Below are 24,482 nucleotides of genomic sequence, written 5' to 3'. Positions count from 1 at the left end.
CCCCGTGCGTCCGCCCGGCAGCGTGCCAGAGCCTGCGTTTCTCGACATGTGCATCCGCTGTGGCGAATGCTTCAAAGCCTGCCCGAACAACGTGCTGCAAGCCGAAGGCTTCGAGCAAGGTCTCGAAGGCTTGTGGGCACCGATGGTGAAAGCCGACTGGGCTGGCTGCGAATCAAGCTGCAACGCCTGCGGCCAAGTTTGCCCCACCGGTGCCATCCGTGCCCTGCCACTCGCCGAGAAGAAAGTCGCTCGCATGGGCCTCGCCATCGTCGATCAACACGCCTGCCTGCCTCACGCAAATCGCGAGGCTTGCCAGCTTTGCGTCGATGAATGTCACGCCGCCGGTTATCACGCCATCGAGTTCGTCCAAGTCCACACCGAGGTCGATGCTGCCGGACAACCCATCGAAGGCACCGGCCACCTCGCCCCGGTCGTCCTCACTGACAAATGCGTCGGCTGCGGCATCTGCCAGACACGTTGCTACGGCATCAACGGCCTCGAAAAGAACCTGCTCAAACAATCCGCCATCATCATCAAAGCCGGTGAAGGCCGCGAAGACCGGCTCATGACCGGATCGTATCTGAAGTTGCGTGAAGCAGAGGCACTTCGCAGCAAAGCTGGCGGATAGCTCGACAGGTTCACCGAAGGGTGTTCACGACTGCCGGTCGAATCCACGGCAACGCCGGAAAGCACCCGCGCGACTGCTTCGTTCTTCACGCCATGAAACGGCTGTTCTGTGTGTTCTTCCTGCTCGCTGGCTTTGGGCTGGCGTCTGATCCTGCCCTCGAAGCACGGAAGATTGACGCTTTGCTCGCGGCGGACTGGCTGAAGCATTCACTGCAAGGCAACGCGCCCGCGAGTGATGAAATCTTCGTCCGTCGCATTCATCTCGATCTCGTGGGACGAATCCCAACGCATCAGGAGACGGTTTCGTTTCTCAGCGCCACGGACAAAGACAAGCGCGCGAAGCTCATTGACCAGTTGCTCGCGAGCGAGGGCTTCACGATGCATCAGTTTCACTTCTATGCGGATCTGCTGCGCGTGCTGAGCAAGGGCACTTACAATGGCGATGCGGGGCGCGTCACCGGCATGGCGTATGCGGAGTTCATCAAGGATAGCGTGCGGACGAACAAGCCGTATGATCAGCTCGTGCGTGAGCTGGTGAGCGCGCAGGGCAAGGTGTGGGAGAACGGCGCGGTCGGCTGTTACCAGCGGGATCGCGGCATGCCGCTGGACAACCTTTCACTCACCATGCGCATCTTCACCGGCACGCGCATCGAGTGCGCGCAGTGTCACAATCATCCCTTCGACAAATGGACGCAGATGCAGTTCCACCAGATGGCGGCCTACACTTACGGCGTGCAGACGGTGATGGGCATCTACAGCCCCTCGTTCTTCGGCATGCTCGCGCTGCAAAAGGAGCGCCGCGAGAAAAACGGCACTTCGATGGACGACGAGATTCATCTGCGGCAGGCCTTCAATGAGATGATCGTGCCCATCAAGCACGCCTGGGTCAGCCGCAATCCGCAGCAGATCCGCCTGCCACACGATTACCAATACGACGATGCCAAGCCGAAGTCGCTGGTGAAAGCCGCCACGCTGATGGGCGCGCCCGCTGAGTATGATCCGAAGGGCAATCCGCTGGAGTCATTCGCCGCGTGGATGACCTCGCCGGAGCATCCGCGCTTCACCACGGTCATCGCGAATCGTTTGTGGAGGAAGCTGTGCGGCATCGGCCTCATAGAACCGGCGGATGAGATCATGGACACGACCGTGGCGGCGAATCCAGCGCTCATGGAGCATCTGCGGCGGCTCATGATAACGCAGCGCTACGATGTGAAGGCCTTCCTGCGCGTGCTGTGCAACACGCAGGCCTATCAACGCGAAGTCACGCGCGCCGAACTCGCACCGGGAGAGAGCTATCACTTCACCGGCCCGCTGTTGCGCCGCATGACGCCGGAGCAGATCTGGGACAGCTTCACCACGCTCATCCACACCGCGCCCGACCTGCCCAACCTGCCTTTGCGCGAGGCGACGGACACTTTTCTCGCGAATGCGCGCAAGCTCGGTGAAACGCTGGAGCATTTGACGCCCGCCGAGTTGCTTCAGCGCGCCGACATCACCAGCGAGGTCTTCCGCAAGAACGCAGCGCAGTTCAAAGTGCTGCAAAAAGGCATCGCCGAGGCCCAGAAGCGCGAAGACAAGGCAACGGTGAAGGCACTGGCGGGTGAACTTAGCGTGTTGCGCAAAGCAGAGATCAAAACCGCTGATGAGCAAATCTACATTCCCGCCGTGATGAAACTCTCAGCTCAAAGCAAGCAAACCGGCGAGAGTTATAAGGGCATCGAAGTCCCCGGCTACCAGCCACCTGACCGCCGCGCCGAAACTGCCGCGCAAACGCAGCTTTTCCTCGCCGATGCCGCGCGTGTTGGTATCTCACCTGCCCAGCACGCCGTCTATGTGAAGCATCGCCAGTCCATGATGCGCATGTGGCCCCGCGCCGCTGAGATCGACAGCCCCGCGCCTGCCGGACATCCACTGCGCGAGTTCGGCCAGAGTGATCGCGAATTCGTCGAGAACGCCAACCACGACGCCAGCGTGCCGCAGGCGCTCGTCCTCATGAACGGCCAGATGCTGCACAACATCCTGAACTCATGGTCGCAGGTCATGCTGGCGGTGAAGCAAGCCCGCTATCCCGATGACAAGATCGAAGCCGTCTATCTCGCACTCCTCTCACGCAAGCCCACCGCAGCGGAAATGACCGCCTGGGCCAAAGCGCAGTCGCAAGGCTTGAACACGATCCAAGACCTGCTCTATGCGTTGCTGAACTCGCAGCAGTTCATCTTTATCCAATGAAAACACCCGCCCTTCTGATTGTGCTGTTTGCGCACTGCCTGCTCCATGCCGCAGAATCTTCCGCAGTCACGCCGCCTGACGTGTTCCCCAATGACTCGCGCCGATTGTCGCAGGTCACAAAGGCTGTGGTGCTGACTGATTTATCAAAGATGGAACCTGCGACAGCACTGATCACGGGGAAGCGGCAGAAGGGGAAGTGGAAGATGATCCCGTTTGAGACGGCGGAGATGAAGGGCACGGCGCTATCGATCTACAGCGCCACGAATCCCCCGGTGGTGCGGCTGCCGCTGACACAGCGTGGCTGGCATGGCGTGTATGTCGGTCTGGCGACTACTTCGGGCGGCTTCAACATCGGCGGGAACGGCATCAAGGCGAAGCTGAGTGATGAGCCGGTGTTCCGCCGCATGGCGAACAATCTGGCGCTGATGGAGAACCGTAGAGCGGTCATTCAAGAGTGCTTTGTCACCGTGGCGGAGCTGAAAGGACAGTGGCTGGAGATCGCGCCGATGCCGGGACTGCCGGCGACGGTTTGCTATGTGAAAGTGGTGCCGATGACGGATGCGGAAGTGACCGCGAGCCAGGCGAAGTCGAAGCATCGCACGTCCATCGCCACGTTTGATGGTCACAGTTGGATCTGGCCCTTCAAACCGACGACGGCGGAGGAACTGGCGGAGGAGTTTCGTGGCTATGAAGGCACGGACATCGGCAAGTGGTGGTTCCAGGTCACGGGCAGCGATCTCGTGTGCTATCCGAGCAAGGTGGGCACTTATCCTGGTGAAGGAACCGTGGATTTCCCCACGAGTGCCTATTCGGTCTATACGAAGTCACTGGAGGCGCTGTTCAAGAAGGGCGTCAATCCGCTCAAGATCGCACGCGATGCCGCGAAGGCACAGGGTGCGGAGTTTCATGTGATGCTGCGGCCTGCGGGCTGGGTCGGCTCGATGCCGTATGAGGAAACCTTCAACAGCAAGTTCTTCTACCAGCATCCCGAGTGGCGCTGCATCGACCGCGACGGCACGCCGACGTTTTACATGAGCTACGCCAATCCCGAGGTTCGGAAGCAGTTGATCGTGATCTTCCGCGAAACGCTGGAGCTTCAGCCCGAGGGCGTGGGCTTCGTCTTCAATCGCGGCATGCCGCTCATGCTGTGGGAGGACGCGTTTTGCGAGCGCTTCAAGCAGATGCACAACGCCGATGCCAAAGCAGTCGAGGACGATGATCCGCGCATCCATGCCACTCGCGCCGCCATCATGACGGACTTCATGCTGGAGGTGCGGGCGCTGCTGGATGAAACCGCCGCCAAACAAGGCCGCAAGGAACGCTACAAGATCTCGCTCGGCACTTTCTCCAAAGAGGCGGACAACCAAAAGTGGGGCCTCGACCTGCCGAACTGGATTCAGCGCGGCCTCGTCGATGATCTCGCGACGACGTGGTTCGCTTACCACACCTCTTTCACCAAGACTCCCGGTCAGGTGGACATGGACTACTACCGCCGCATCACGAAAGGCACGAGCACGAAGGCCTACCCGATGGTCATCGCCTGGAAGACCGGCAAGCCGGCAGAACTCTGCAAAAACGTCGCTGCTAATCTCCTCAAAGGTGATCCCGGTGTCGCCATCTGGGACCCGCAGGTGATGAAAGGTTGGCACGACAGTTCCCCCGGCAACGTCTTCGACATCCTCGGCAAGCTCGGCCATCGCGATGATCTCCTGCGCTGGGCGAAGAACGGTGTGCCCACGCCTCTGACGATCCCGCTCACGCGACTGGATGAGAACTACTTCAGCCGCTGGTTTCCGAACACGGGGTTTTGAGTGTGGTTATCCAGATTGACCAGCAAGAGAGTCTGTCGCCGCATGTTTTGAAGCGCTCATGAAATTCCTCTATGCGCTCTGTGGTTCCATGAGTGCCGCCGAGCCGTTGTTTGAAACGCAGCGTCTTTTTGCCCTCACGCCAAAGAACAAGCCGAACTACCGCATCCCATCCATCATCCAAGCTCCAAATGGCGACATCCTCGTCATCTGCGAGCGGCGCAACGATGGCCCGGGCGACATTGGCAATCACGATATCGTGATGAAGCGCAGCGCGGACAAGGGGAAGACTTGGAGCGATGAGATCACCATCCTTGATGATGGGAACAACGTCTGCACAGATCTCACCGTGGGCCTGGATCGCGAGGCGAAGAAGATGTGGCTCTTCTTTTTGAAGGATAAAAAGCACTTCGCACATCTCACCAGCAGCGACAATGGCCTGAACTGGCAGGGGCCGGTCATCATTCACGATCAGGTGATCAAACCCGAATGGCAGACACTGAAAGGCAAGGTCCAGGAACCCGCCGGCAATCCCAAGAGCCACGCCGTGCAGTGGGAAAAGGGCTGGGTGCAGCGCTACGGCTGCGGGCCGCGGAATGCGATGGTGCAGCTTAAATCTGGACGTCTGCTCGTGCCTGCACGGCATCGTGAGGATGTGGGCAAGGGCCGCCTGCGCAGCTTCGCGCATTGCTTTTACAGTGATGATCATGGCATCTCATGGAAGCTGAGCGGCACGATTGGCATCAACACGAGCGAGTGCCAGTTTGTGGAGCTGAATGATGGCAGCGTGCGTGTCATCTCACGCAATGAAAGCAGCGAGGACTCTCCCGACAACCTGCGACATCTCACCGCAGTCAGCAAAGATGGCGGAGTGACGTGGGAGAACCTTCACCGCCTCGAAGAGCTCATCACGCCTCGCTGTCATGGCTGCGTTGAGCGTTTTGACTCGAAGACGCTGCTGTTTTCGAGTCCCGCTTCACCCATACGCCAGAAAGAGCATCCGTATGGCCGCTACAATCTCACCGTTCGCCTAAGTATCGACGACGGCGAGACCTGGAGCGCTGGAAAGACGATCTGGCCGCATCCGGGCTCGTATTCGGACATCGTGGTGCTCGAAGACAACACGATTGGTTACATTTATGAACGTGCTGACAAAGGCAGCACGCACTACTGGGATGAGCTGCACTTTGCGCGTTTTAATCTGGAGTGGCTTGAGTAGAACGGGATCAGTCGGCAACGCCGTTTTACGGTTATTTTGCCAAGGCGCGAAAACAGCGGTAAATCGACATCAGTTATCGAAAATAATCGCCAACCCTCCCATGCGCCTCCTCGCCCTCGCCCCACTCCTCCTCGTCTCCTGCGTCGATCCTTACGGCAACCCGATGAACCCTTTCGGGCCGCAGCAGCCGCCACCATACACGGATCAGCGTGAACAATGGCGGAACCAGACACGGGATCAGAGTCAGCAGCAAAACCAGCTCGCCTACGAGCGCGGCATCTCCGATGGCCGTGCTGATGCGAATGCGAACCTGCCGAAGAGCTACGCCCGGCATTACCAGAGCTACACCCCAGCCACACAGGCGGCCTATCAGCAGGGTTATGATCAGGGTTATCTTCCACAACTCGCTCCTTTGCCAGGAACCGGCGGCTACAATCCGCAGCCTTCGTGGCAGCAGCCAGCACCTCAAACCCAGGTGCCTACATATCCCGGCGGCAGCGGTCACACACCTCCACCGACCAATGATCCCGTGTATCAGCAAGGCTACGACTACGGCCTGCGTGACCGCGTCGGAGGCCGCCCGAATGATCCTGGCGCTCACACAGGCCGCTATGACCCACGCAACCGCCGCAGCTTCGAGCGTGGTTATGTGGACGCATACAACTCGCGGTAAAATATCCGCATCTTGTCGGCTAAGAGACCTGGAGTTGATTACTTGGCTGCCTCGATCTGAGCGAGGCGCTTTTCCATTTCCTTGATTCGCTCCAGGAGTTCAGGGATGCGCGCCTGCATGGCCTGCAGGCGGCGTCCTTCCATCAGAGGTTTCGTGGGGAAACCCATGTAGGCACCAGGTGTTGTGATGCTTTTCGTGACACCCGCGCGGGCCAGCAGCGTGACCTGACTGGCGATCTCCAGGTGCCCGCCGATTCCCACCTGCCCTGCCGCTGTGACATAATCACCGAGGCGTGTACTGCCGGCGATGGCAACATGGGCGACGATGATGCAGTGCTTCCCGAGAATGACGTTGTGACCGATCTGCACCTGATTGTCGATCTTGGTGCCTGCGCCAATCCATGTGCGACCAAAGCGGGCGCGGTCGATGGAGGTGCAGGCTCCAACTTCGACATCGTCATCAAGCTGGACGATGCCGACCTGCTCGATCTTCACATGGCGACCTTTGGAGAATTCATAGCCGAAGCCATCCGAACCGATGACCGTGCCGCTGTGAATGACGACGCGATTGCCGAGCACGCAGCGGTCACTGAGGGTGACGTTGGCGTGAAGAGTACAGTCCGTTCCAATCCGGCACCCATGTCCGATGCAAACACCGGCGTGAACCACGGTGCCATCGCCGATCACGACATCATCCTCAACCACGGCTCCAGCTCCGATGGATACTTTCAGCGGGTCAAAGACTGCTCGTGAGGAAACGGTGGCGGCGGCGTGAACGCCGGGAGTGAAATCACGGGTTGTCGGGCCGAAATGACGGATGACCGAGGAAAAGGCCAGAGTGGGATTGGCAACCCGGATCAGAGCCTTTCCGTCCAGCGATTCAGCAAAATCAGGTGCCACGAGCACGGCAGTTGCTTGCGTGGTTTTCAGGGCGGCGAGGTAGCGCGCATTGCCCAGAAAAGTCACTTCACCCTCGACAGCATCGCTGATGGAATTGAGCCCCGACACGACGCCATCTGGGTTCCCCTGGATGAGTTCACCGCCGACAAGTTCGGCGAGACGCTGGTGAGTGATGTTGGCGCTCATGGGATCGTAGAATATAAAAAAGGGCACGCATCCTTCGCGGAAGTGCGTGCCCGGTAAAAGAGGTCAGGCGGTCAGCAGTGATTACTTCTTCTCGCCTTTGGCTTCTCCAGCAGGAGCAGGTGCAGCGGCACCCGCAGCAGGGGCACTCTTGTTCAGTTCCACGATGATCTGATCGGTGATGTCCACGGCGTCCTTGTAGTAGATGAGAATCGGCACCGTGGAGAGGCTCATGCCGGACTTGTCAAAGACGAAGTCGTACCCTTCGGACTTGGACTTGTCCCGGACGACGACGAGGATTTCGTCGTAGATGCCTTTGCGGATCTGCATGTCTTCCTGTTTGAGCTGGCCGCTTCGACGGTTTTGCGCCTCACCGATTTCCTGTTCCAAGGCGCGGAGTTCCTTGCCTTTGTCTTCAAACTCGGCCGCCTTTTTGGCACGTGCATCCGGCGTCATGATCGGATCACTGGCATCCTTCTTCAGCTTCTGCATGTCGTTCATCAGGTTTTTATAGACCGACCAGCGGTCGTTCATCTCCTTCTGAGCTTTGTCCACATTGCCCTTGAACTTGTCTGCAGCATCCTTGGTTTTGTGGAACTCGGAGAAGGCTTTGGACATGTCCACCACGCCGAATTTGATATCGGCAGCTTGAGTGGTGGCGGCGGCTAAAACGAAGAAAAACAGAGAACGAATCATACGGGGCGGGTTGGGGAATTTGGGAAGTAGGGTGGACAGCATTAGACTAGAATCGATAGCCCATGTTGAATTGGAAGCGCGGGCTGTCGCCAGCAAATTCATCGTCGCTGGGCTTCATGATCGGAAGGCCGAGATCGAGACGAATGGGACCGACGGGGAGGAACATGCGGACACCAATGCCAACGTTGGAGTAGATCTCGCCATCACCGATGATCGGTCCGCCATTGCGGACACCACCAGTGGAGCCAGTTTTGGCGGTGAGATCAGACTGAACCATGCCGACATCCCAGAAGACAGCACCGCGCACCTTTTCGACGATGGGGAAGGAGTATTCGATGGAACCGAAGAGTGACATGTTACCACCGATGGGCTCACCGACGGAGTCTTTCGGGCCAGCATCACGGTAATCAAATCCACGCAGATTGTAGGCTCCACCGAGGAACTGACGCTCAAAGATGGGCACATCGCTGTCGCCCCAGCCTTCCACCCAGCGGGCCATGCCCTCGAAGCTCAGGATGGTGTCGCCTGGAAGGTTGAAGAACTGCTGTCCACCGATGTTTCCACCGAAGACTTCCACATCACCACCAAGACCAGCGGCCAGAAGCCCGGCCTCAAACTTGTGCCCCTTGCGGGTGATAAAGACGCTGTCGCGAGTGTCATGCACGAAGTTCAACTCAAGCTTGCTGACGAGGTAGTCGCCATCTTCATCGCGGATAAGCTGGGTGGCATTATCGCTTGGCCCCTGATCCACATCAATGGTGGTCTGCTGAAGGGTGTAAGTGCCTTCAAGGTAGGCGTGCTGGCCGATGGGTTTACGCAGGCCGACAGAGGCACCGGCATTGATCTGGTCGTAGCGGTTGGAGAGATAGAAGAGGTTCTGGTAGAAAAGGCTGACGGTGAGAGCCAGCTTCTGGCCGAGGAACCATGGCTCCGTCCAGCTCGTGTTAAAGGATGAGGTGCGGATACCGTAGCGAAGGTTCATGTTGAAGCGCTGACCTGCGCCACGGAAGTCGCCCCAATCGGAGATGTCGAAGTTGGTCTGGGTGACGTCCACAAAGCCGACAAGGCTGTCCACAGAGCTGAAACCAGCACCGAAGTTCACGGAGCCTGTGGGCTTCTCGGCCACATTGACTTCCACATCCTTGAAGCCATCCACTTCAGTGGCGACAGGGCGGATCGTGAGCGGATTGGCCTCCCCCTTGCCTTCGAAGTAGTTCATGTTTTCCAGAGTGGTCTGGGCGGTTTCGAGCTGGACCGTGTTCAGCGGATCACCGGGAGCAAAGGGAAGTTCACGACGGATGACTTCGTCCTTGGTCTTCATGTTCCCACTGATGTTCACCTTGCGGATGAAGGACTTCGTTCCCTCGGTGACGGCATAAACTACATTCAACTTTCCAGGGCCAGCATCCGTGAGCTGGGTGTCCACGCGGGCGTCGGCATAGCCACGGGAGCCGTAATAATCGAGGATCATCTTTTCATCACCACGCACATCGGTGCCGGAGTAGGCGAAACCGGACTCCGTGCGGATGGCGGGAGTGAGTTCATCCTTGGTGAAAACGGTGATTCCCTGAAGGTCCACAGAGGCCACGTCAAACTTGCCGCCTTCGTTGATCTCGAAGATAAGCGAGGTGCTCTTTTCATCGATGGGCTCGCGGCGATAGCCGACTTTCGCATAGACATAACCTTCGTCCTGGAAGGCCTGCTCGATGATCTTTACGTCATCAATCACCGTCTGGTTGTCGAGTTTGCCAACCTTGCCCCAGAGGCGGTAGAAGGTCTTTTCCTTGCTCTTGATCTTGCCCTTCAGTGTTCGGGAGCTGATGGCGTTGTTGCCTTCGAAGCGGATGTCGCCAATGAGACCGCGGGAACCTTCTTCGATTTTGAAAAGGACGGAAGAAAAACCTTCCTTGGTGGAGGGAGCCACATCGTAGGTCACGAGGACGTCGGAGAAACCTTTTTTCTCATAAAGCTCGCGGATCTTCTGCTGAGCTGTGGTGAGCTTGGCGTCATCCACCGGGTCGCCGACTTTCACTTCGATCTCCTTGCGCAGCTTATCGTTGTCGAAAGCGCCATTGCCCAGGAAATTGATTTCACCAATTCCACCACGACCAGAGAGGGTGACGATGACACGGACACCGCCGTCCACGTTCACAGCCTGGATGTCCACATTTTCCACCGAACCGGTTGCGTAAAGGGTGCGGATATCGCGCTCGACAGACTCATCCGTGTAGGGTTCGCCGACGCGGGTGGCCATCTGGGCTTTGACGCGGTTTGCATCCAAGGTGGCCGCACCTTTGTAAACCACCTGCACATCACGAACAATGCGTTTGCCGACAGCAGCAGGTGAGTCGAGTGACACCTGGGCATTCATCAAACTGGTCTGAGCACCTAGAAGGGCCAGAACGATGAGAGGCATGAGGACTTTGCGTGTGAGATGGGAGACTCCGTTCATGGGCTTGAGGGATTGGATCAGCAATTCTAAATTCAGCGGGCGGGATACTGGCGGATGAAACGCCAGTAATGCTGGCCTAGCGTGGAGGCGTCAAGATGTAAAAACACCTTTGGCGCTGGCCTTAAGAAAGCACAAAGCCAGCCAAAGACGCTGTGAGCGGGCGGGCTTCAAGCCTCCCGCCCCCGGTCAGCGGAACAATTCCCTGAAAAAGCTCTTCGTTTCGCTGCGGGCTTTGTCGGTCCAGTTCCAGGCTTTGCGGACCGTTTTTTTCACCACTTTGGCGGCGCGTTCGCCCTCACTGGGCGGCGCGGAAGGGGCGGAGCCCAGCTTTAGCGTCCAATCCTGGAAGGTCAGCGCGCCAGTCTCAGCTGAGATGACACAAAAACCCACCTCATATCCCGACTCATCTTTCAGCGCGAGACCCCACTCCGGTGCGCCAGTCTCGGCATTAGCGGCGAGTTGGTAGTCCACACTCGCAAAGGTGGTCTGCGCCAGCGCCGCAGCCTTGGCGGCCACCACACGGGCCTCGGAACTACGGGTGTGCAGACGGGCGGAGTCGAGCATCTTCGGCGGAACGGGGGAGAGCACTTTGGTGCCTGCACCAGCAGGTGATGCCTTCCAGACAGAGGCCTCCATCCGCACAATAATACGCAGCACCTCCTCGGGACGGAACGCATCCCGCGCATACGCTGTCCATTCGACAGGCTCTGAGGTCGTGCCCGTGCCCTTCACCAGCAGAAGGCTGCTGCCGATGCTCTCGCCGAAACTCTGCGCCACCGCACGGGGGATTTCAGGATTCGCCTGCAGAATGCCGAGACTGAGGAAGAGACAGACAAGCGAAAGAATAGCGGTTTTCATAATGCGATAGTGCAGGGTAGAAACGCTGCCGGGCTGAAGCAAGAAGCCATTTCGTGACTCAGTCGCCAAGATACGCCGCGCGCACCTGCGGGTTCTTGAGCAAGGCAGCGGCGCTGTCTTCGAGGATGACTTTGCCAGACTCCAGGACATAGCCGTGGTGGGAGATGCCCAGCGCTAGGTTGGCGTTTTGCTCGACGAGCAGGATGGTCAGGCCTCGCTCTTTGTTGATGGCGACGATTTGATCAAAAATGGCGCGTACGAGGATGGGCGCGATGCCGAGGGAGGGCTCATCGAGCATCAGGCACTTTGGCTGGCTCATGAGCGCGCGGGCGATGGCGAGCATCTGCTGCTCTCCGCCGGACATGGTGCCTGCGGCTTGATGGATGCGCTCCTTCAATCGCGGGAAGATGGTGAAGGCGTAGTCCATGTCGGCGGCGATGCCGGCCTTGTCGTTGCGCAGATAGGCACCCATGCGCAGGTTCTCGGCCACGGTCAGGTTGGCAAAGACCATGCGGCCTTCGGGCACATGGCAGAGATGCTTGCCAACGATCTTGTGCGCGGGCTGATTCGTGATGTCCTCGCCGTTGTAGGTCACGCTGCCAGCGCGTGCTTTGATGAGGCCGCTGATGGCGCGCAGCGTGGTGGACTTGCCGGCACCATTCGCGCCGATGAGCGTGACGATGCTCTTCTCGGGCACCTTGAGTGAAACGCCGTGCAGGGCTTTGATGGAGCCGTAGCTGACTTCGAGATCTTTGATTTCAAGCATCGACTGGCTCCTCCTTTTCGGTCTCTGTGCCGAGATACGCGGCGATGACTTTTGGATCGCGCTGGATGTGCTGTGGCGTGCCTTCGGCGATTTTGATGCCGTATTCGAGCACGGCAATGCGCTCGCAGATGCCCATGACGACGGTCATGTCGTGCTCGACGAGCATGACGGCGATCTGGAACTTGTCTTTGATGAAGCGGATGAGGTGCATGAGCTCCTCCTTCTCCGTGGGGTTCATGCCAGCGGCGGGTTCATCCAGCAGCAGCAGCTTCGGGCGTGTGGCGAGAGCGCGGACGATCTCCAGGCGGCGCTGATCGCCATAGGGCAGGCTCTTGGCCTCTTCATCGCGCATGTCGCCAAGCTTGAAGATGTCCAGCAATTCCAAAGCGCGTGTCTCGACTTCCTTTTCGAGTGTTTTGAAACTCGCCCCACGCCAGAGCGAGGCACGTACGCCGTGCTTGCAGTGCAGTTGCATGGCGGCGCGGACGTTGTCGATGACACTGAGCGAGCCAAAAAGGCGGATATTTTGGAAGGTGCGGGCGATGCCCTGCCGCGTGAGGTCGTGCGGCTTCACTCCGGCGATGCTGCGACCATTGAGATGGATCTGTCCCTCGGTCGGCTGATATACGCCGGTGATCATGTTAAAGGCGGTGGTCTTCCCCGCGCCATTCGGGCCGATGAGGCCGATCAACTCACAGGGCTGAACTTCGAGACTGAATTTCGACACAGCGGTGAGTCCGCCGAAGCGGATGGTCGCGTGATCGAGCTTGAGAAGCGGATGGCTCATGCGGCTCCTTTCTTCCGGGTCCAGGTGAAGAGACCCTGTGGGCGCGCCATCATCAGCACGATGATAAGCAGTGAATAGATGATCATGCGATACTCGCTGAACTGCCGCAGCACTTCCGGCAGCAGCGTGAGGATGATCGCGGCGACAACCACACCCGCCGTGCGGCCCATGCCACCGAGGATGACCATGACGACGATGTCGATGGACTTGAGGAAATCAAAACCGGTGGGCGAAAGGAACTGCTTGTGATGCGCATACAAGCCGCCCGCGATGCCGGCAAAGAACGCGCCGGTGACAAAGGCGGTGACCTTGTAGCGCACGGGATTGATGCCCATGGAGCTGGCGGCGACCTCGTCATCACTCACGGCGATGAAGCCGCGCCCGTAGGTCGAGTTCACCAGTGCGGTGACAAAGTAGATCGTCACGGCGGCGAGTCCGAAGGTCCAGCCGAGCGTGGTGTATTTGGGGATGCCTTTGAGCCCGCTCGCCGCGCCCACGGCTTCCATGTTCTGCACGATGACGCGGATGATCTCGCCAAAGCCGAGCGTGACGATGGCGAGGTAATCCCCACGCAGGCGCAGGGAGGGAACACCGACGCCGAAGCCCGCCAAAGCGGCAAGCAATCCACCAGCGATGAGTGCCACGAGGAAGATCAACGGCTGCAAAGCAGGCGGCAGCATGGGCGAGACGACGAGGGAGATCTTCGCCGCCGTGTAACCGCCCACGGCCATGAATCCGGCGTGGCCGAGACTGAACTGCCCGGTGTGGCCGTTGATCAAATTCAGGCTGACGGCGAGGATGATATTGATGCCGATATCGACGATGACGCCGAGGTGATAGCGATTGAACTGCGCGCTAAACATCGACACCACCACCGCCAGCGCGATGCCAGCGATCAACCAGCGTTTCGCGCCAGCAAGAGTGGAGGGGTTAAGGGTGGGAGACATGGCTTAGACTTTCTCCACGGTTGCCTTGCCGAGCAGGCCGGCAGGTTTGAAAAGAAGAATGAGAATGAGAATGGCGAAGGCGATGCCATCGCGGTAATTCGAGAGGCCGGAGATGCCACCAGCGAAGGTTTCCAGCAGGCCGAGGATCAATCCGCCGAGAGCCGCTCCTGGCAGATTGCCAATGCCACCGAGCACCGCGGCGATGAAAGCACGCAGGCCGGGCTGCACACCCATGAGCGGGTCAATGCCCGGTGCCTTCATCGCATAAAGAATGCCCGCGATGGCGGCGAGCGCGGAGCCGAGTCCGAAGGTGAAGGAGATGATGCGGTTGATGTTGATACCCATCAGCGCGGCCGCCTGCTGATTGTAGGACACGGCACGCATGGCAGTGCCCATCTTCGTGCGCTGCACGATAAACCACAGCCCGCCGAGCAGCAAAAGTGTGGTCACGACGACGACGAGATCATTGCTGCTGAATACGAGCCCACCGAGATGGAAATCATGTTCGGGCAGGAGCTGCGGGAAGGGCTTGGTATCCGCACCGAAGACCGCATTGTGCTGGCAGGTGAACTCGATGAAAAGCGAAACACCAATCGCGGTGATGAGCACCGTTAACCGGGGCCGCTGCCGCAGCGGACGATACGCCAGAAACTCGATCAACATGCCGATGCCGGTGCAGATCATGACTGCGATCAGGGTCACGATCATGGCCCCAGTCATGGATGGCAGTGGGAAGACCGTATTGACCGCAGGCGCGAGAAAGTAGGCCGCGTAGGCGCCCAGCATCAGCACGTCGGCGTGGGCGAAGTTGATGAACCTCAGCACGCCATAGACCATCGTGTAACCGAGGGCGATGAGTGCATAGATGGACCCGAGAGCGAGGCCGTTGATGAGTTGTTGCAGCAGCCAATCCATGCGGGAGACGGTCCGGGGTTCGCTTCAGAGTTCGAGGTTCGTTTTGACTCAGGGAGCGACCGTCTCCAGATACTTGAACTTGCCGTCTTTGACCTGAAGAATGACCGCTGACTTCACCGCATCCCGCTGCGCATTGATGGCGATCTTGCCGGTGACAGCTTCATAGTCCTTTGTGGCAGCCAACGCATCGCGGATGGCTTTGCTATCGGTGCTGCCGGCGCGCTTGATGGCATCTACCAGGACCATGGCGGAGTCATAACCGAGGGCCGCCATCGCGTCCGGCACCTTGCCATTGTAGCGCTTTTTATAAGCCGCGACAAAGGCCTCCACGCCGGGGGAGGAAGCATCGGAAGCGTAATGCGTGGAGAAGTAATGGCCCTCGACCGCGTCTTTGCCGATGTCGAGCAGCGTCTGGCTTTCCCAGCCGTCGCCGCCGCAGAGTGGAACGCTCAGTCCGAGTTGCTTGGCCTGGATGGCGATGAGGGCCACGTCCGTGTAGTAACCCGGGATGAAGACCGCGTCCGGTGCCGCGCTCTTGATGGCGGTGAGTTGCGCTTTGAAGTCTTTGTCGCCGCCATTGAAGTCGAGTTCCGCCACGATCTGGCCGCCTGCTTTGAGGAAGCCTTCTTTAAAGAACTTCGCAAGGCCTTTGCTGTAATCACTCTTCACATCGGTGAACACGGCCACCTTCTTGGCCTTGAGCGTGTTCGTGACGAAGTTCGCCATCACGGTGCCCTGGAAGGGGTCGATGAAGCAGACGCGGAAGATGCAGTCGCCCGTCTCCGTGACTTTGGGATTCGTCGAGGCCGGGGAAACCATCGGAATGCCATTCTGCTGGCAGATCGGTGCTGCTTCCAGGGAGCGGCTGGAGGCGACCTCACCCAGGATGGCAACCGCGCCATCTTTGGAGATGAGTTTATTCACCACGTTGGAGGTCTCGCCCGCCTTGGATTGATTGTCCTCCGTCAGCAGTTCGATCTTCTTTCCCAGCACCCCGCCTGCGGCATTCAGTGTCTCCACAGCGAGCAGCGTGCCCTCATGGGAGGAGATGCCAAAGGTGGCTTCCTTGCCCGTCAGCGAGGCAAATTCACCAACGATGATGCCATCACCGCCGCTTTTGTTGCAAGCAGGCAGGAGGAGCGAAACGGCGATGAGGGGGAGAAGGGTGCGGCGGTGCATGGGCAAAGGTTAAGCAGCAGTCCCCGTGCCGACAAGAACGAATTGCCACCCCGTCTGTCTCACACGGACGAACGGGCCGTGATCACGTCGCTGAGGCGGAGCATGGGCGTGGACCTCTTTTCGTCCGTGCCCCCAACAAACATCTCAAAAGCCCGTATTCACGACAGAAAAGGGTTTGTCGTTTCAGAGGGGCTCCGCTTGAATGGAAATACCTTCTGCCCCGCAGCTCTCTATTTGTCTCTAACTCTCCAAGGCTTCCCCACATCGTGAAACTCAAATGCCCCACCTGCGAAACGCAGCTTATGATCGAGCCTGAAATGGCTGGCAAGGTCGTCCGCTGCCCTGGCTGCAATGGCAAGGTCTCCATCCCTGCCGATCTCGGCTCCGCATTGCCCCCTCCTTCCGGCCTGCCAGCGCCCACGGGCATCGCGCCGCCATCTGGAGATGATGTGTGGGGGGGGGACGCGAATGTGCCCGACCAGCCTGTGCAACCGGCCTTTGCCCAGCATCAGGCTCCATCCCACTCCGCTGAACGCGGCGGCTGGGAGGAGATCGATCCGACGAATCCGAATGGGATGCTGAGCTTCGGCATCGGCTTTGTGGTTTTCCTGGCAGTGATCGGCGTGCTCTTCCCTTTCAAAGCACCGCCGGATGTGGTGGCGGCGAATTACACGGGCATGCAGTGGGTGGCCTCGCTGTTCTTCAAGCACATGGCGGTGAGCTTCACGAACACGCTGTTCTTCACCTGGGCCATCGCCATCCTGTATTTGAAGTATCAGAAGCTCAGTCATCAGCGCAAAGCTCTGCTGCTGGATGTGCTGCCCTGGGAGATGGGCTCGGAGATCAATGCGGACAACGTCGGCAGCTTCATCGACAACTTATACAAGCTCCCCCGCCGACTGCGTGACAGCATGATGGTGAACCGCATCCGCAAGGCGCTGGAGCTTTTCGAAGTGAAGCAAAGCGTGGGTGATGTGACGAATATGCTCTCCAGTCAATCCGACATCGACAGCATGCGCATCGGCGGCAGTTACGCTCTGCTCAAAGCCTTCCTCTGGGCCATCCCGATCCTTGGATTCATCGGCACCGTCATCGGTCTCTCTCACGCCATCAGCGGCATGAACTTCTCTCAGATGGAAGACATCAAGCAGATCACCTCCACGCTCGGCACTGTCACGGGCGGTCTCGGCACCGCGTTCGATGCGACGCTGCTCGGCCTCGTCTTCGCTCTCTCGCTGAACTTCCCTTTGAACTCGATGATGAAGTCCGAGGACGACTGCCTCAATGACATCGACTCCTTCTGCAACGAAGTGCTCCTTCCCCGCTTGAATGACGGCGGCAGCATCGCCGGTGGTGACACGCAGGGCATCATGGAGGTGCTGGTGAAAGCCGTCGCCAACTCGCAGAAGGAGTTCCTCGTGGATCTCAATGCCCTGTCCGCCAAGATCAAAGAACAGGCCGACAACCTCGACAAACGCGCCGCAGCCCACCAGGACCGAGTGGATGCCGAGTTTGCCCGTGCCGTGAGCCGGATGCGCGAGGACTTCACCACGACGATCACTGACGCCGTGAAACAGAGCACCGAGTACAATCGTGCGCTCGCCAGCGGCATCCAGAGTCTGAACAACACCCTCAAGGAACTCGGCGGCCAGCAGATCCTCATTCATCAGGTGAAGAAAAAGGGCTGGTTCAGCCGCAACAGTTGAGTCCACCCCCTTCTTTTCACCCCGCCAACGCTGATCCCACATGGCCAAGAGACGTCACGGTGCCAAGGACGAGATTCTCCTCGTCCCGTTTCTGGACATTCTGTGCTCCCTCATCGGTGTGCTGGTGCTCATCATCGTCGTGCTTTGCGTCTCCCAGACCCAGCAGACGGAGGGGCGCACGCCCGAGGAGATCCAGATGGCGCAGGATCACAAGCGCATGAAGGAGGAGCTGGTCGAGCGCGAGAAACTGGATGTGGTGCTCAAGGAAAAGATCGCCGAGCTGGAGAAGCTAAAAGTGGAGATCGAAGAGAAGGAGCAGCGCTACCTGAAATTCCGCAAGCTCCTCAGCTCCTCGAAGGAACTCCAGGATCAGAACAAAAAGATCGCCCTGAATCTGCAAAAGGAACTCGATGACCTGCTGACAGAAATTGACGGCCTGAAGAAGCAGCAGGACGAGAGCAAAAAAATGGTCGCCGACCTCATGGCCGAGATGAAAAAACGCGAGGTGCCGCCGGACAAGAAAGTGCCGCCCGTCGTCGTGCAGCCCTCGGGCAGCGGGATGCCCGAGACGACAAAGATCTATTTCGTCGAGTGTGCCACCGGAGCGCTGAAGGTGCTGGATGGCTGGGGAGCGGGTGATTACCGCCTGAGTGCCACGGCGGAGGTCGTGGTGGCGGATGTGGCGTACAACCATTTCCTCACCGAAGTGGCAAAGGACAAGAACTCCCTCATCCTCTACCTCATCCGTGATGACGGCCAGGGAGCCTTTAACAACGGTGCCGGACGTGCCGAAGGTGACTACAAGATCCGCATCGGCAAGCTGCCCATCCCCGGACGCGGCCAGCTCGACCTCGCCCTCTTTGAAAAGTATCGTGGCATAGTCCCGCCGCCACCCGCCGCAGCAGCGCCTGCCAAACCCGCCGCAGCGGACAAACCCAAGGCCTGATCACCCCCTATGGCAAAGCGCAAACATCGCGAAGAGCAGGAGCTACCCTTCGTCGCCTTGATGGACACGATGACGAATGTCGTCGGCGTGCTCATCATCGTCCTCGTCATGGTCGGCATCAGCATCGCCAACGCGGTGAAGAACATCCTCTCCGACCTCCCGCCCGTCACCCCCGAGGAGTATCGGAAGATGCTCGAAGTCGTGAAGGAGCTGCCCCCGCCGCCCGCTGACCCGAAGAAGCTGGAAGAAGACAAAAAGATCGCCGAACAAAAACTGAAGAAGGCCATCGACGACCTCAAGACCATCGACGTCTCCGCCGTCGAGTCGCAGATGAAGTTCATGGACCTCGAAACCTTCCGCAAGAAGCTCGAAGACGCCCGCAAGCTGCGCATCGCTCAGAAAGCCGAGGTGGATAAACTCATCGCCGAAGTCGAGCGGCTGAAAGCGCTGCTGGATCAGACGCCCGTCTTCAAGCCCGACCCGCCCACCTACGTCCGCCTGCCAAACCCACGGCCCTTCCCGGAAAAGCCAAACGAGACACGCATCCTCGTCGCCAAGCAGGGCGTGCTATTCTTTAACGAGAAAGAGTTCATCAAGCCTGTGCTCGACGGCCTGGAAAAAATCCGCAGCCAGTTTGAATACAAAGAAGTGAAGATCGACCCCTTCGCGAAGATGCTCGAAAGCATCTTTGGCAATGCCAAGGCAGCCCAAACTGCCTGGCCTGAGCTAGCCCCTCTGGTGAACACCTTCCAGCTGGATCAAGTCGCCCTTGCCTACAAGGCGCTCGTCTCCGGTGGACTTCCCGCCACCAAACAAGTGCTCAACTCCGTGGGAAACCTCGCCCTAGCCACGCGCAGCACCATGCCAGTCGTCGCCGAAGCCATCGTCGGAGCCACCAAGGGCGATCTCACCAAATGGACCGCCCTTGATCCCACCCGCGATCCGCTGGCGCCGATCATCAAGGCCACGTCATCCGGCGGCAAGATCAACTTCTCCTGGGGGGCCAACCTCGTCAGCGTCAAGAACACCCCGAAAGACATCCTGGACTACTTTGTCAAAGATCTCGGAGGTCTCGATGCCATCAAAAAACTCAGTGCTGACAAAATCATCTACGACGCCTTCAAGCTCACCGCCATCCTCGAACGTGCGGCGGCCAGCCCAATGATGAACAGTTCCTCCTACACCTTCGCCCCTTCAGTCAAACCTGGCAACGCCTACGTCCAGCTCGCGCTCACACCCAAAGGCGGAGGCGGCGAGACGCGCGAGCAGATCGTGGCCCAGGGCTCCGCTTTCCAGCGTCTCATGCGCCAGATCAAGGCGGATGAAAAAGGCGTCGCCGTTTTCCAAGTCATGACGGATGCCTTCCCTTCCTATCTCGATGCCCGCAAAATTGCCGATGAAATCGGCGTCGCAGCCACCTGGGAATTCCTCGCCAAGTTGGACATCACGATGAACGTCACTGGTTATGAGGTTCAACGCTTTGCCGTAACAACCACCGCCACCCGTCCGGGCAATCTACCGCCTGCCGTCCGCATCACGGCTCCGAAGCGCAGTTTGGATTGAGCGGATGGATCAAAGCTCGATCTTCATCCGCGGAGGCGGCTGAAGTTTGATCACCGGCTGTTCGACGGGCTCACCGCCTTCATCGGGACCGATGGGGACCGCACGGCGGATGGGCGTGCCATCGTCATTCACGGGCTTGGCACGCAGGACGGGCTGCTCGGAATTGTAGGGGTCGGCTCCGATGATGATCTTGTCCTGAATGCGGACGGCGTCGATGTGGGCAAAACGTCCCAGGTCCGCCGGCATCACCGTTTCTCCAGGGTTCGTCACGTGTCTGTGAAATTCGGCGAGGTCTGCCGAGATGCCATCACCCGTGTGAAGATTGCATGTGGCATTGAAGGACGTACCGGGGCGCAGATACTCGAAGTAGGTGTTGCGCACCGATTTGGAACTGCCGTCTGCGCTCTTGATTTTTTCATAGCAGTAGTCCGTGGCGCGCAGACCGCTGGCGCGGCAGATCTCGACCTTTTCCGCGGACTCGGGCGGGCTGAACTCCTGGGGTGTGTGGCCCTGAGTGGAGGCATTGATGATGTCCGTCCAGATGGGCAGGGCGAGCTTGTTCGAGAAGGCCTCGGGGAAGATGGTCTTCTGTTTGTCAAAGCCGACCCACACGCCGCAGGTCACGGCAGAGGTGTAGCCCATGAACCAGAGGTCTTTGTATTCATGATGCGTACCTGTTTTGCCAGCAGCGGGGAATTCGCCGAGGCCGTAGTCTTTGGAAATCGCCCCCGTGCCGCGGTGCAGGGCTTCATCGAGACAGGTGTGCGTCTGCCAGGCGGAGATCTCGTCCATGGCGGGCACGGTTTGCAGGCTGGCTTCATCGAGCTGGAACACCGTTTTATCGTTCGCGTCCGTGATGCGCTGGATGATGTGCAGCCTCGCCGGGCGTTTGCCACCGGTGGCAAAGCAGGAGTAGGCCAGACAGAGTTCGTTGAGTTTGGCCTCACTCGCCCCGAGGCAGGAGGAGGCGGCATCACGCAGCGGAGAGGTGATGCCTGCGCTTTTCACGAAGTCTTTGAAGGCGGGACGAAGCAGGCCGCGATCCAGCGCCACCTGCTCACCGAGCCGGACGGTGACTGAGTTGTGCGAAACGACGAGCGCCTCACGCGCGGAGATGGTTTTGCGCGACCACACGGGATTCGGGATCTCCATGCCATACTCACCGAGGATACCCGTGAAGCCGCCGATCATCACGCGGTCATTGCCCAGCGGCTCATCGGCATACTGGCTGATGGGGGAGACATTCGGCTGAGTGAAGCCATAAGCATAGACGAAAGGAATGAAGGCCGTGCCCACGGGGCGAATGCTGTCCGTGGCACGGTTGTACTGACTGTCCGCAAAATCACGTCCGCCGACCATGGCGAGCACGGAGCCATCCCGATTATCGAGCACGAGCGCCGCGCCCTGGAGGTATTCGGGTTTCGGTCGCGGCGTGGGTGCCGCATCTCCTTTGGTGGAGCTGACCTGCTTGCGCCAGTCCGTGATAATGGCGCGGAATTGATCATAGGTCTGGTGCTCGTAGCCCTGGCGTTTTTCGATCTCGGCCAGCCGTGCCTTCACCGCCGTTTCGGTCTTCGTTTGCAGTTCCTTGTCGATGCTCGTGTAGATCTTGAAGCCACCCACGGTGGCGCGCTCTTCACCGAGCTGGCTGACCACTTCCTGACGCACGGCATCGAAGGCATAGCTGAGCTGCGAATTGCTGTTCTGTGGTGTGGTGACCACGGGCTTCATCTTGGCCAGCTCAGCTTCCTCGCGGGTGAGGTGCTTCTCGATGACCATGCGGTCGAGCACATAGTCACGCTCCTTGCGCGCACGCTCAGGATGTTTGATCGGCTCGATGTTGTTCGGGCTCTTGATCAGGCCGGCGATGGTGGCGGACTCGGCCAGAGTCAGCTCTTTGGCATCTTTGCCAAAGTATCCCTGGGCCGCCGCCTGGATGCCGTGGAAGTTTTTGCCGAAGAAGATGCGGTTCAGGTACAGCTCCAAGATCTCGGTCTTCGAGAATTGCTTCTCGATCCGCTGCGCCACGAAAGCCTCCATGAGCTTGCGCCGATAGCTACGATCCATCAGGCCAAAGGTCTGCCGTGCGAGCTGCTGGGTGATGGTGCTCGCCCCCTGCGTGACTTCGCCTGCTTTGAAATTCAGATAAACGGCGCGCACGAGGCCGATGTAGTCCACGCCGTTGTGCTGGAAGTAGCGGCTGTCTTCCTGGGACGTCAGCGCGTCGATGAAATGCTGCGGGATGTCTTTGATCGAAACGGGCGTGCGGTTCAGCACGAAGATGCGGCTCAGTTCATCGCCATTGCGGTCATAGATGACGCTGGCGGCCTCCAGCTTCTTGACCTCATCGAGATCATAGGTCTCCGCCTTCTCCCGAAGCGGCGCCACGATGATGGCATAAGCACCGAGCAGGGCGACAGCCGCGAGCAGCACGAGTGCCACGAGAGCGCTGAACCAGGCACGCCGGTAGAACGGCGGCTTCAAGCCGGAAGGACCTCGCCATGAAGAAGAGGAGGAAGAAAGCTGTGCTTCGTCGATGCCGAACATGAACAGGAAGAATGGTGGCCCGTGGGGAAAGGGCGGCTAGTCTAGCCTCTCTCCCCTGCCCCGCCACTGACTTCTTTGCCTGTCGTGACACCGATCCATCAGTCTCTCCTCCAGCGCCTCGCCGTCACACCGCGTCTGAGTTTCGCGGCGGTGATGGAACTGGCACTTTACGACCCCGAGCATGGCTACTACGGCCCCGGCCCGCGCCGCATCGGCAGGAAGGGAGATTTCTACACCGCTGTGTCCGTCGGCCCGCTTTACGGGCGCCTGCTTGCTGATCTCGCTCGTCAGACCCATGCCGAGCTGGGTAAACCAGATGACTTCTGCGTCATCGAGCAGGCTGCGCATGACGGGCAGCTCGCGGTGGACATCCTCTCGTCCTGCGACTTTGATTACCTCATCGTCGAGCCCAATCCCCGCTACGAGGCCGTGCAGCGCGAGCGGCTCGCGGCTTTTGAAAACCGCGTGTCGTGGGTGCCATCGCTCGCCGATGCCCCTGCCCGACCTGCGCTCTTTGTCTGCAATGAACTCCCCGATGCCATGCCCGTGCACCTCGTGAGGTGGGATGGGACGGAGTGGGAGGAGCTCTTTGTAGAGCAGAGTTCTCAGTCCTCAGTTCTCAGTTTTCAGTCTGGGCCACCCTCCAGCTCTTTGGCAGACGAGATCGCCCGCCTCCCACGCGGTCTCCCAACCGGCTACACCACCGAGGTCGGCCTCGCCGCACTGGAATGGATGCGTGATCTCGCTGCATCGCCCTTTCGCGGAGTCATCTACCTCGCCGATTACGGGCTCGATCATGATGACCTCTACTCCCCCGAGCGCAGCACCGGCACCCTGCGACGCTATCATCACCATCACACCGATGACCATGTGCTGGAAAAGCTCGGCGAGTGCGATCTCACCACACATGTGAACTTCACCCGTCTCATCGAAGTGGCTGAGGACGCCGGATTGAAACTCCTCAGCTACGAGCACCAGGGCCGATACCTCGGCAAACTCGGCCTCCCTTGGCTCGCTACTCTGGAGGGCCAGCGACCCGATGCCGCCACGCAGGCGCTGGTGCGGCAATTCCACTCCCTCACCCATCCCGCGATGATGGGACGATCCTTCCGGGTCGTCGTGCTGGAGAAGTAGTCAGGTCAAAAACGGATTCTCCGCCCGCTCGCGGCCGATCGTCGTGTCATCGCCGTGGCCCGGATAGACCACCGTCGCATCTGGCAGCGGCCAGAGATGTGTCTCAATGCCCGCCGCGAGCTGCTGAAATGATCCACCGGGGAAATCCGTGCGCCCCACACCATCCAGGAAAAGCACGTCCCCGCCGAAGAGCAGCCCGCGCTCTGGTAGATAGAAGCATACACTATCCGGCGAATGCCCCGGCACATGGAAAAGCGGCACCCTTTCCCCGCAGACCTCGATCACCGACTTCCCCTCCAGCACCTCATCCACCGTGAACTCCGCCACCGCATAGGCCGTGCCCGTCAC

Annotated in this window: 20 protein-coding genes; 9 read left to right on the top strand and 11 right to left on the bottom strand. The window is 59.3% G+C overall.

The window, feature by feature from the left end; translation table 11 throughout:
- The 5 genes from AC6FTP_RS17070 to AC6FTP_RS17050 all read left to right on the top strand — a co-directional run.
- Positions 1 to 628 (top strand): 4Fe-4S dicluster domain-containing protein (locus tag AC6FTP_RS17070; RefSeq protein ID WP_497208129.1); only part of this gene is annotated, 628 nt, incomplete at its 5' end.
- Positions 629 to 720: 92 nt separating this feature from the next.
- A complete protein-coding gene (locus AC6FTP_RS17065) occupies positions 721 to 2,856 on the top strand; it encodes a DUF1549 domain-containing protein (protein WP_497208128.1) in 2,136 nt (711 codons plus the stop codon).
- Positions 2,853 to 4,667, top strand: a complete 1,815-nt coding sequence (locus AC6FTP_RS17060) for a glycoside hydrolase family protein (RefSeq protein WP_497208127.1) — start codon at positions 2,853 to 2,855, stop codon at positions 4,665 to 4,667. The genes AC6FTP_RS17065 and AC6FTP_RS17060 overlap by 4 nt, the downstream gene beginning before the upstream one ends.
- Positions 4,668 to 4,725: 58 nt before the next feature.
- Positions 4,726 to 5,883: a sialidase family protein gene (locus AC6FTP_RS17055; protein WP_497208126.1), complete on the top strand. Its 1,158-nt coding sequence runs from the start codon at positions 4,726 to 4,728 to the stop codon at positions 5,881 to 5,883.
- Between the two features lie 100 nt (positions 5,884 to 5,983).
- The gene (locus tag AC6FTP_RS17050; RefSeq protein ID WP_497208125.1) at positions 5,984 to 6,556 is read left to right on the top strand and encodes a hypothetical protein; all 573 of its coding nucleotides are present in this window, start codon (positions 5,984 to 5,986) and stop codon (positions 6,554 to 6,556) included.
- 38 nt (positions 6,557 to 6,594) lie between these two features.
- On the opposite strand, the gene lpxD is transcribed toward AC6FTP_RS17050, so the two are convergent.
- The 9 genes from lpxD to AC6FTP_RS17005 form a co-directional block, all read right to left on the bottom strand.
- On the bottom strand, positions 6,595 to 7,641 hold the full coding sequence (lpxD, locus tag AC6FTP_RS17045) for a UDP-3-O-(3-hydroxymyristoyl)glucosamine N-acyltransferase (protein ID WP_497208124.1): 1,047 nt from the start codon (positions 7,639 to 7,641) through the stop codon (positions 6,595 to 6,597).
- An 81-nt stretch (positions 7,642 to 7,722) separates the two neighbouring features.
- Positions 7,723 to 8,334, bottom strand: a complete 612-nt coding sequence (locus AC6FTP_RS17040) for an OmpH/Skp family outer membrane protein (RefSeq protein ID WP_497208123.1) — start codon at positions 8,332 to 8,334, stop codon at positions 7,723 to 7,725.
- Between the two features lie 46 nt (positions 8,335 to 8,380).
- On the bottom strand, positions 8,381 to 10,786 hold the full coding sequence (gene bamA / locus AC6FTP_RS17035) for an outer membrane protein assembly factor BamA (RefSeq protein WP_497208122.1): 2,406 nt from the start codon (positions 10,784 to 10,786) through the stop codon (positions 8,381 to 8,383).
- A gap of 186 nt (positions 10,787 to 10,972) precedes the next feature.
- A complete protein-coding gene (locus AC6FTP_RS17030; protein ID WP_497208121.1) occupies positions 10,973 to 11,644 on the bottom strand; it encodes a hypothetical protein in 672 nt (223 codons plus the stop codon).
- A gap of 58 nt (positions 11,645 to 11,702) precedes the next feature.
- Positions 11,703 to 12,410, bottom strand: coding sequence for an ABC transporter ATP-binding protein (locus AC6FTP_RS17025; protein ID WP_497208120.1), 708 nt, complete (start codon positions 12,408 to 12,410; stop codon positions 11,703 to 11,705).
- The gene (locus AC6FTP_RS17020; RefSeq protein ID WP_497208119.1) at positions 12,403 to 13,197 is read right to left on the bottom strand and encodes an ABC transporter ATP-binding protein; all 795 of its coding nucleotides are present in this window, start codon (positions 13,195 to 13,197) and stop codon (positions 12,403 to 12,405) included. Before AC6FTP_RS17020 ends, AC6FTP_RS17025 begins: the two co-directional genes overlap by 8 nt.
- The gene (locus tag AC6FTP_RS17015) at positions 13,194 to 14,144 is read right to left on the bottom strand and encodes a branched-chain amino acid ABC transporter permease (RefSeq protein ID WP_497208118.1); all 951 of its coding nucleotides are present in this window, start codon (positions 14,142 to 14,144) and stop codon (positions 13,194 to 13,196) included. The genes AC6FTP_RS17020 and AC6FTP_RS17015 overlap by 4 nt, the downstream gene beginning before the upstream one ends.
- A 3-nt stretch (positions 14,145 to 14,147) precedes the next feature.
- A complete protein-coding gene (locus AC6FTP_RS17010; RefSeq protein ID WP_497208117.1) occupies positions 14,148 to 15,059 on the bottom strand; it encodes a branched-chain amino acid ABC transporter permease in 912 nt (303 codons plus the stop codon).
- Positions 15,060 to 15,107: 48 nt separating this feature from the next.
- The gene (locus AC6FTP_RS17005; protein WP_497208116.1) at positions 15,108 to 16,238 is read right to left on the bottom strand and encodes an ABC transporter substrate-binding protein; all 1,131 of its coding nucleotides are present in this window, start codon (positions 16,236 to 16,238) and stop codon (positions 15,108 to 15,110) included.
- A gap of 266 nt (positions 16,239 to 16,504) precedes the next feature.
- Here AC6FTP_RS17005 and AC6FTP_RS17000 point away from each other — a divergent pair, with 266 nt between their 5' ends.
- The 3 genes from AC6FTP_RS17000 to AC6FTP_RS16990 are packed head-to-tail and all read left to right on the top strand — an operon-like array spanning position 16,505 to position 20,453.
- Entirely contained in the window at positions 16,505 to 17,944 is a 1,440-nt protein-coding gene (locus AC6FTP_RS17000) for a MotA/TolQ/ExbB proton channel family protein (RefSeq protein WP_497208115.1), read from the top strand.
- 40 nt (positions 17,945 to 17,984) lie between these two features.
- Positions 17,985 to 18,890 (top strand): hypothetical protein, encoded by a 906-nt coding sequence (locus AC6FTP_RS16995; protein WP_497208114.1) that lies wholly within the window; start codon positions 17,985 to 17,987, stop codon positions 18,888 to 18,890.
- A gap of 9 nt (positions 18,891 to 18,899) precedes the next feature.
- The gene (locus AC6FTP_RS16990; protein WP_497208113.1) at positions 18,900 to 20,453 is read left to right on the top strand and encodes a hypothetical protein; all 1,554 of its coding nucleotides are present in this window, start codon (positions 18,900 to 18,902) and stop codon (positions 20,451 to 20,453) included.
- 9 nt (positions 20,454 to 20,462) lie between these two features.
- Here the strand turns inward: AC6FTP_RS16990 and AC6FTP_RS16985 are convergent, their stop codons facing one another.
- The gene (locus AC6FTP_RS16985; protein ID WP_497208112.1) at positions 20,463 to 23,000 is read right to left on the bottom strand and encodes a transglycosylase domain-containing protein; all 2,538 of its coding nucleotides are present in this window, start codon (positions 22,998 to 23,000) and stop codon (positions 20,463 to 20,465) included.
- A gap of 84 nt (positions 23,001 to 23,084) precedes the next feature.
- Here AC6FTP_RS16985 and AC6FTP_RS16980 point away from each other — a divergent pair, with 84 nt between their 5' ends.
- A complete protein-coding gene (locus AC6FTP_RS16980) occupies positions 23,085 to 24,134 on the top strand; it encodes a class I SAM-dependent methyltransferase (protein WP_497208111.1) in 1,050 nt (349 codons plus the stop codon).
- Here AC6FTP_RS16980 and AC6FTP_RS16975 read toward each other — a convergent pair.
- Positions 24,135 to 24,482, bottom strand: a 348-nt coding sequence (locus AC6FTP_RS16975) for an MBL fold metallo-hydrolase (protein ID WP_497208110.1), incomplete at its 5' end; no start/stop codon positions are given.

Origin of the sequence: Prosthecobacter sp. (genome assembly GCF_044378005.1) — a bacterium.
Classification (GTDB): domain Bacteria; phylum Verrucomicrobiota; class Verrucomicrobiia; order Verrucomicrobiales; family Verrucomicrobiaceae; genus Prosthecobacter.
The sequence above is the reverse complement of the archived record's forward strand: the minus strand, read 5'-3'. Positions and strand labels throughout refer to the sequence as shown.

Bases quoted from the DNA above. Each gene is read 5' to 3' on its own strand.
- AC6FTP_RS17010 (WP_497208117.1), bottom strand. From the start codon at position 15,059: ATGGATTGGCTGCTGCAACAACTCATCAACGGCCTCGCTCTCGGGTCC.
- AC6FTP_RS17040 (WP_497208123.1), bottom strand. From the start codon at position 8,334: ATGATTCGTTCTCTGTTTTTCTTCGTTTTAGCCGCCGCCACCACTCAA.
- AC6FTP_RS17020 (WP_497208119.1), bottom strand. From the start codon at position 13,197: ATGAGCCATCCGCTTCTCAAGCTCGATCACGCGACCATCCGCTTCGGC.
- AC6FTP_RS16990 (WP_497208113.1), top strand. From the start codon at position 18,900: ATGGCAAAGCGCAAACATCGCGAAGAGCAGGAGCTACCCTTCGTCGCC.
- AC6FTP_RS17005 (WP_497208116.1), bottom strand. From the start codon at position 16,238: ATGCACCGCCGCACCCTTCTCCCCCTCATCGCCGTTTCGCTCCTCCTG.
- AC6FTP_RS17050 (WP_497208125.1), top strand. From the start codon at position 5,984: ATGCGCCTCCTCGCCCTCGCCCCACTCCTCCTCGTCTCCTGCGTCGAT.
- AC6FTP_RS16985 (WP_497208112.1), bottom strand. From the start codon at position 23,000: ATGTTCGGCATCGACGAAGCACAGCTTTCTTCCTCCTCTTCTTCATGG.
- AC6FTP_RS17025 (WP_497208120.1), bottom strand. From the start codon at position 12,410: ATGCTTGAAATCAAAGATCTCGAAGTCAGCTACGGCTCCATCAAAGCC.
- AC6FTP_RS17055 (WP_497208126.1), top strand. From the start codon at position 4,726: ATGAAATTCCTCTATGCGCTCTGTGGTTCCATGAGTGCCGCCGAGCCG.
- AC6FTP_RS16995 (WP_497208114.1), top strand. From the start codon at position 17,985: ATGGCCAAGAGACGTCACGGTGCCAAGGACGAGATTCTCCTCGTCCCG.
- bamA (WP_497208122.1), bottom strand. From the start codon at position 10,786: ATGAACGGAGTCTCCCATCTCACACGCAAAGTCCTCATGCCTCTCATC.
- AC6FTP_RS17030 (WP_497208121.1), bottom strand. From the start codon at position 11,644: ATGAAAACCGCTATTCTTTCGCTTGTCTGTCTCTTCCTCAGTCTCGGC.
- AC6FTP_RS17015 (WP_497208118.1), bottom strand. From the start codon at position 14,144: ATGTCTCCCACCCTTAACCCCTCCACTCTTGCTGGCGCGAAACGCTGG.
- lpxD (WP_497208124.1), bottom strand. From the start codon at position 7,641: ATGAGCGCCAACATCACTCACCAGCGTCTCGCCGAACTTGTCGGCGGT.
- AC6FTP_RS17065 (WP_497208128.1), top strand. From the start codon at position 721: ATGAAACGGCTGTTCTGTGTGTTCTTCCTGCTCGCTGGCTTTGGGCTG.
- AC6FTP_RS17060 (WP_497208127.1), top strand. From the start codon at position 2,853: ATGAAAACACCCGCCCTTCTGATTGTGCTGTTTGCGCACTGCCTGCTC.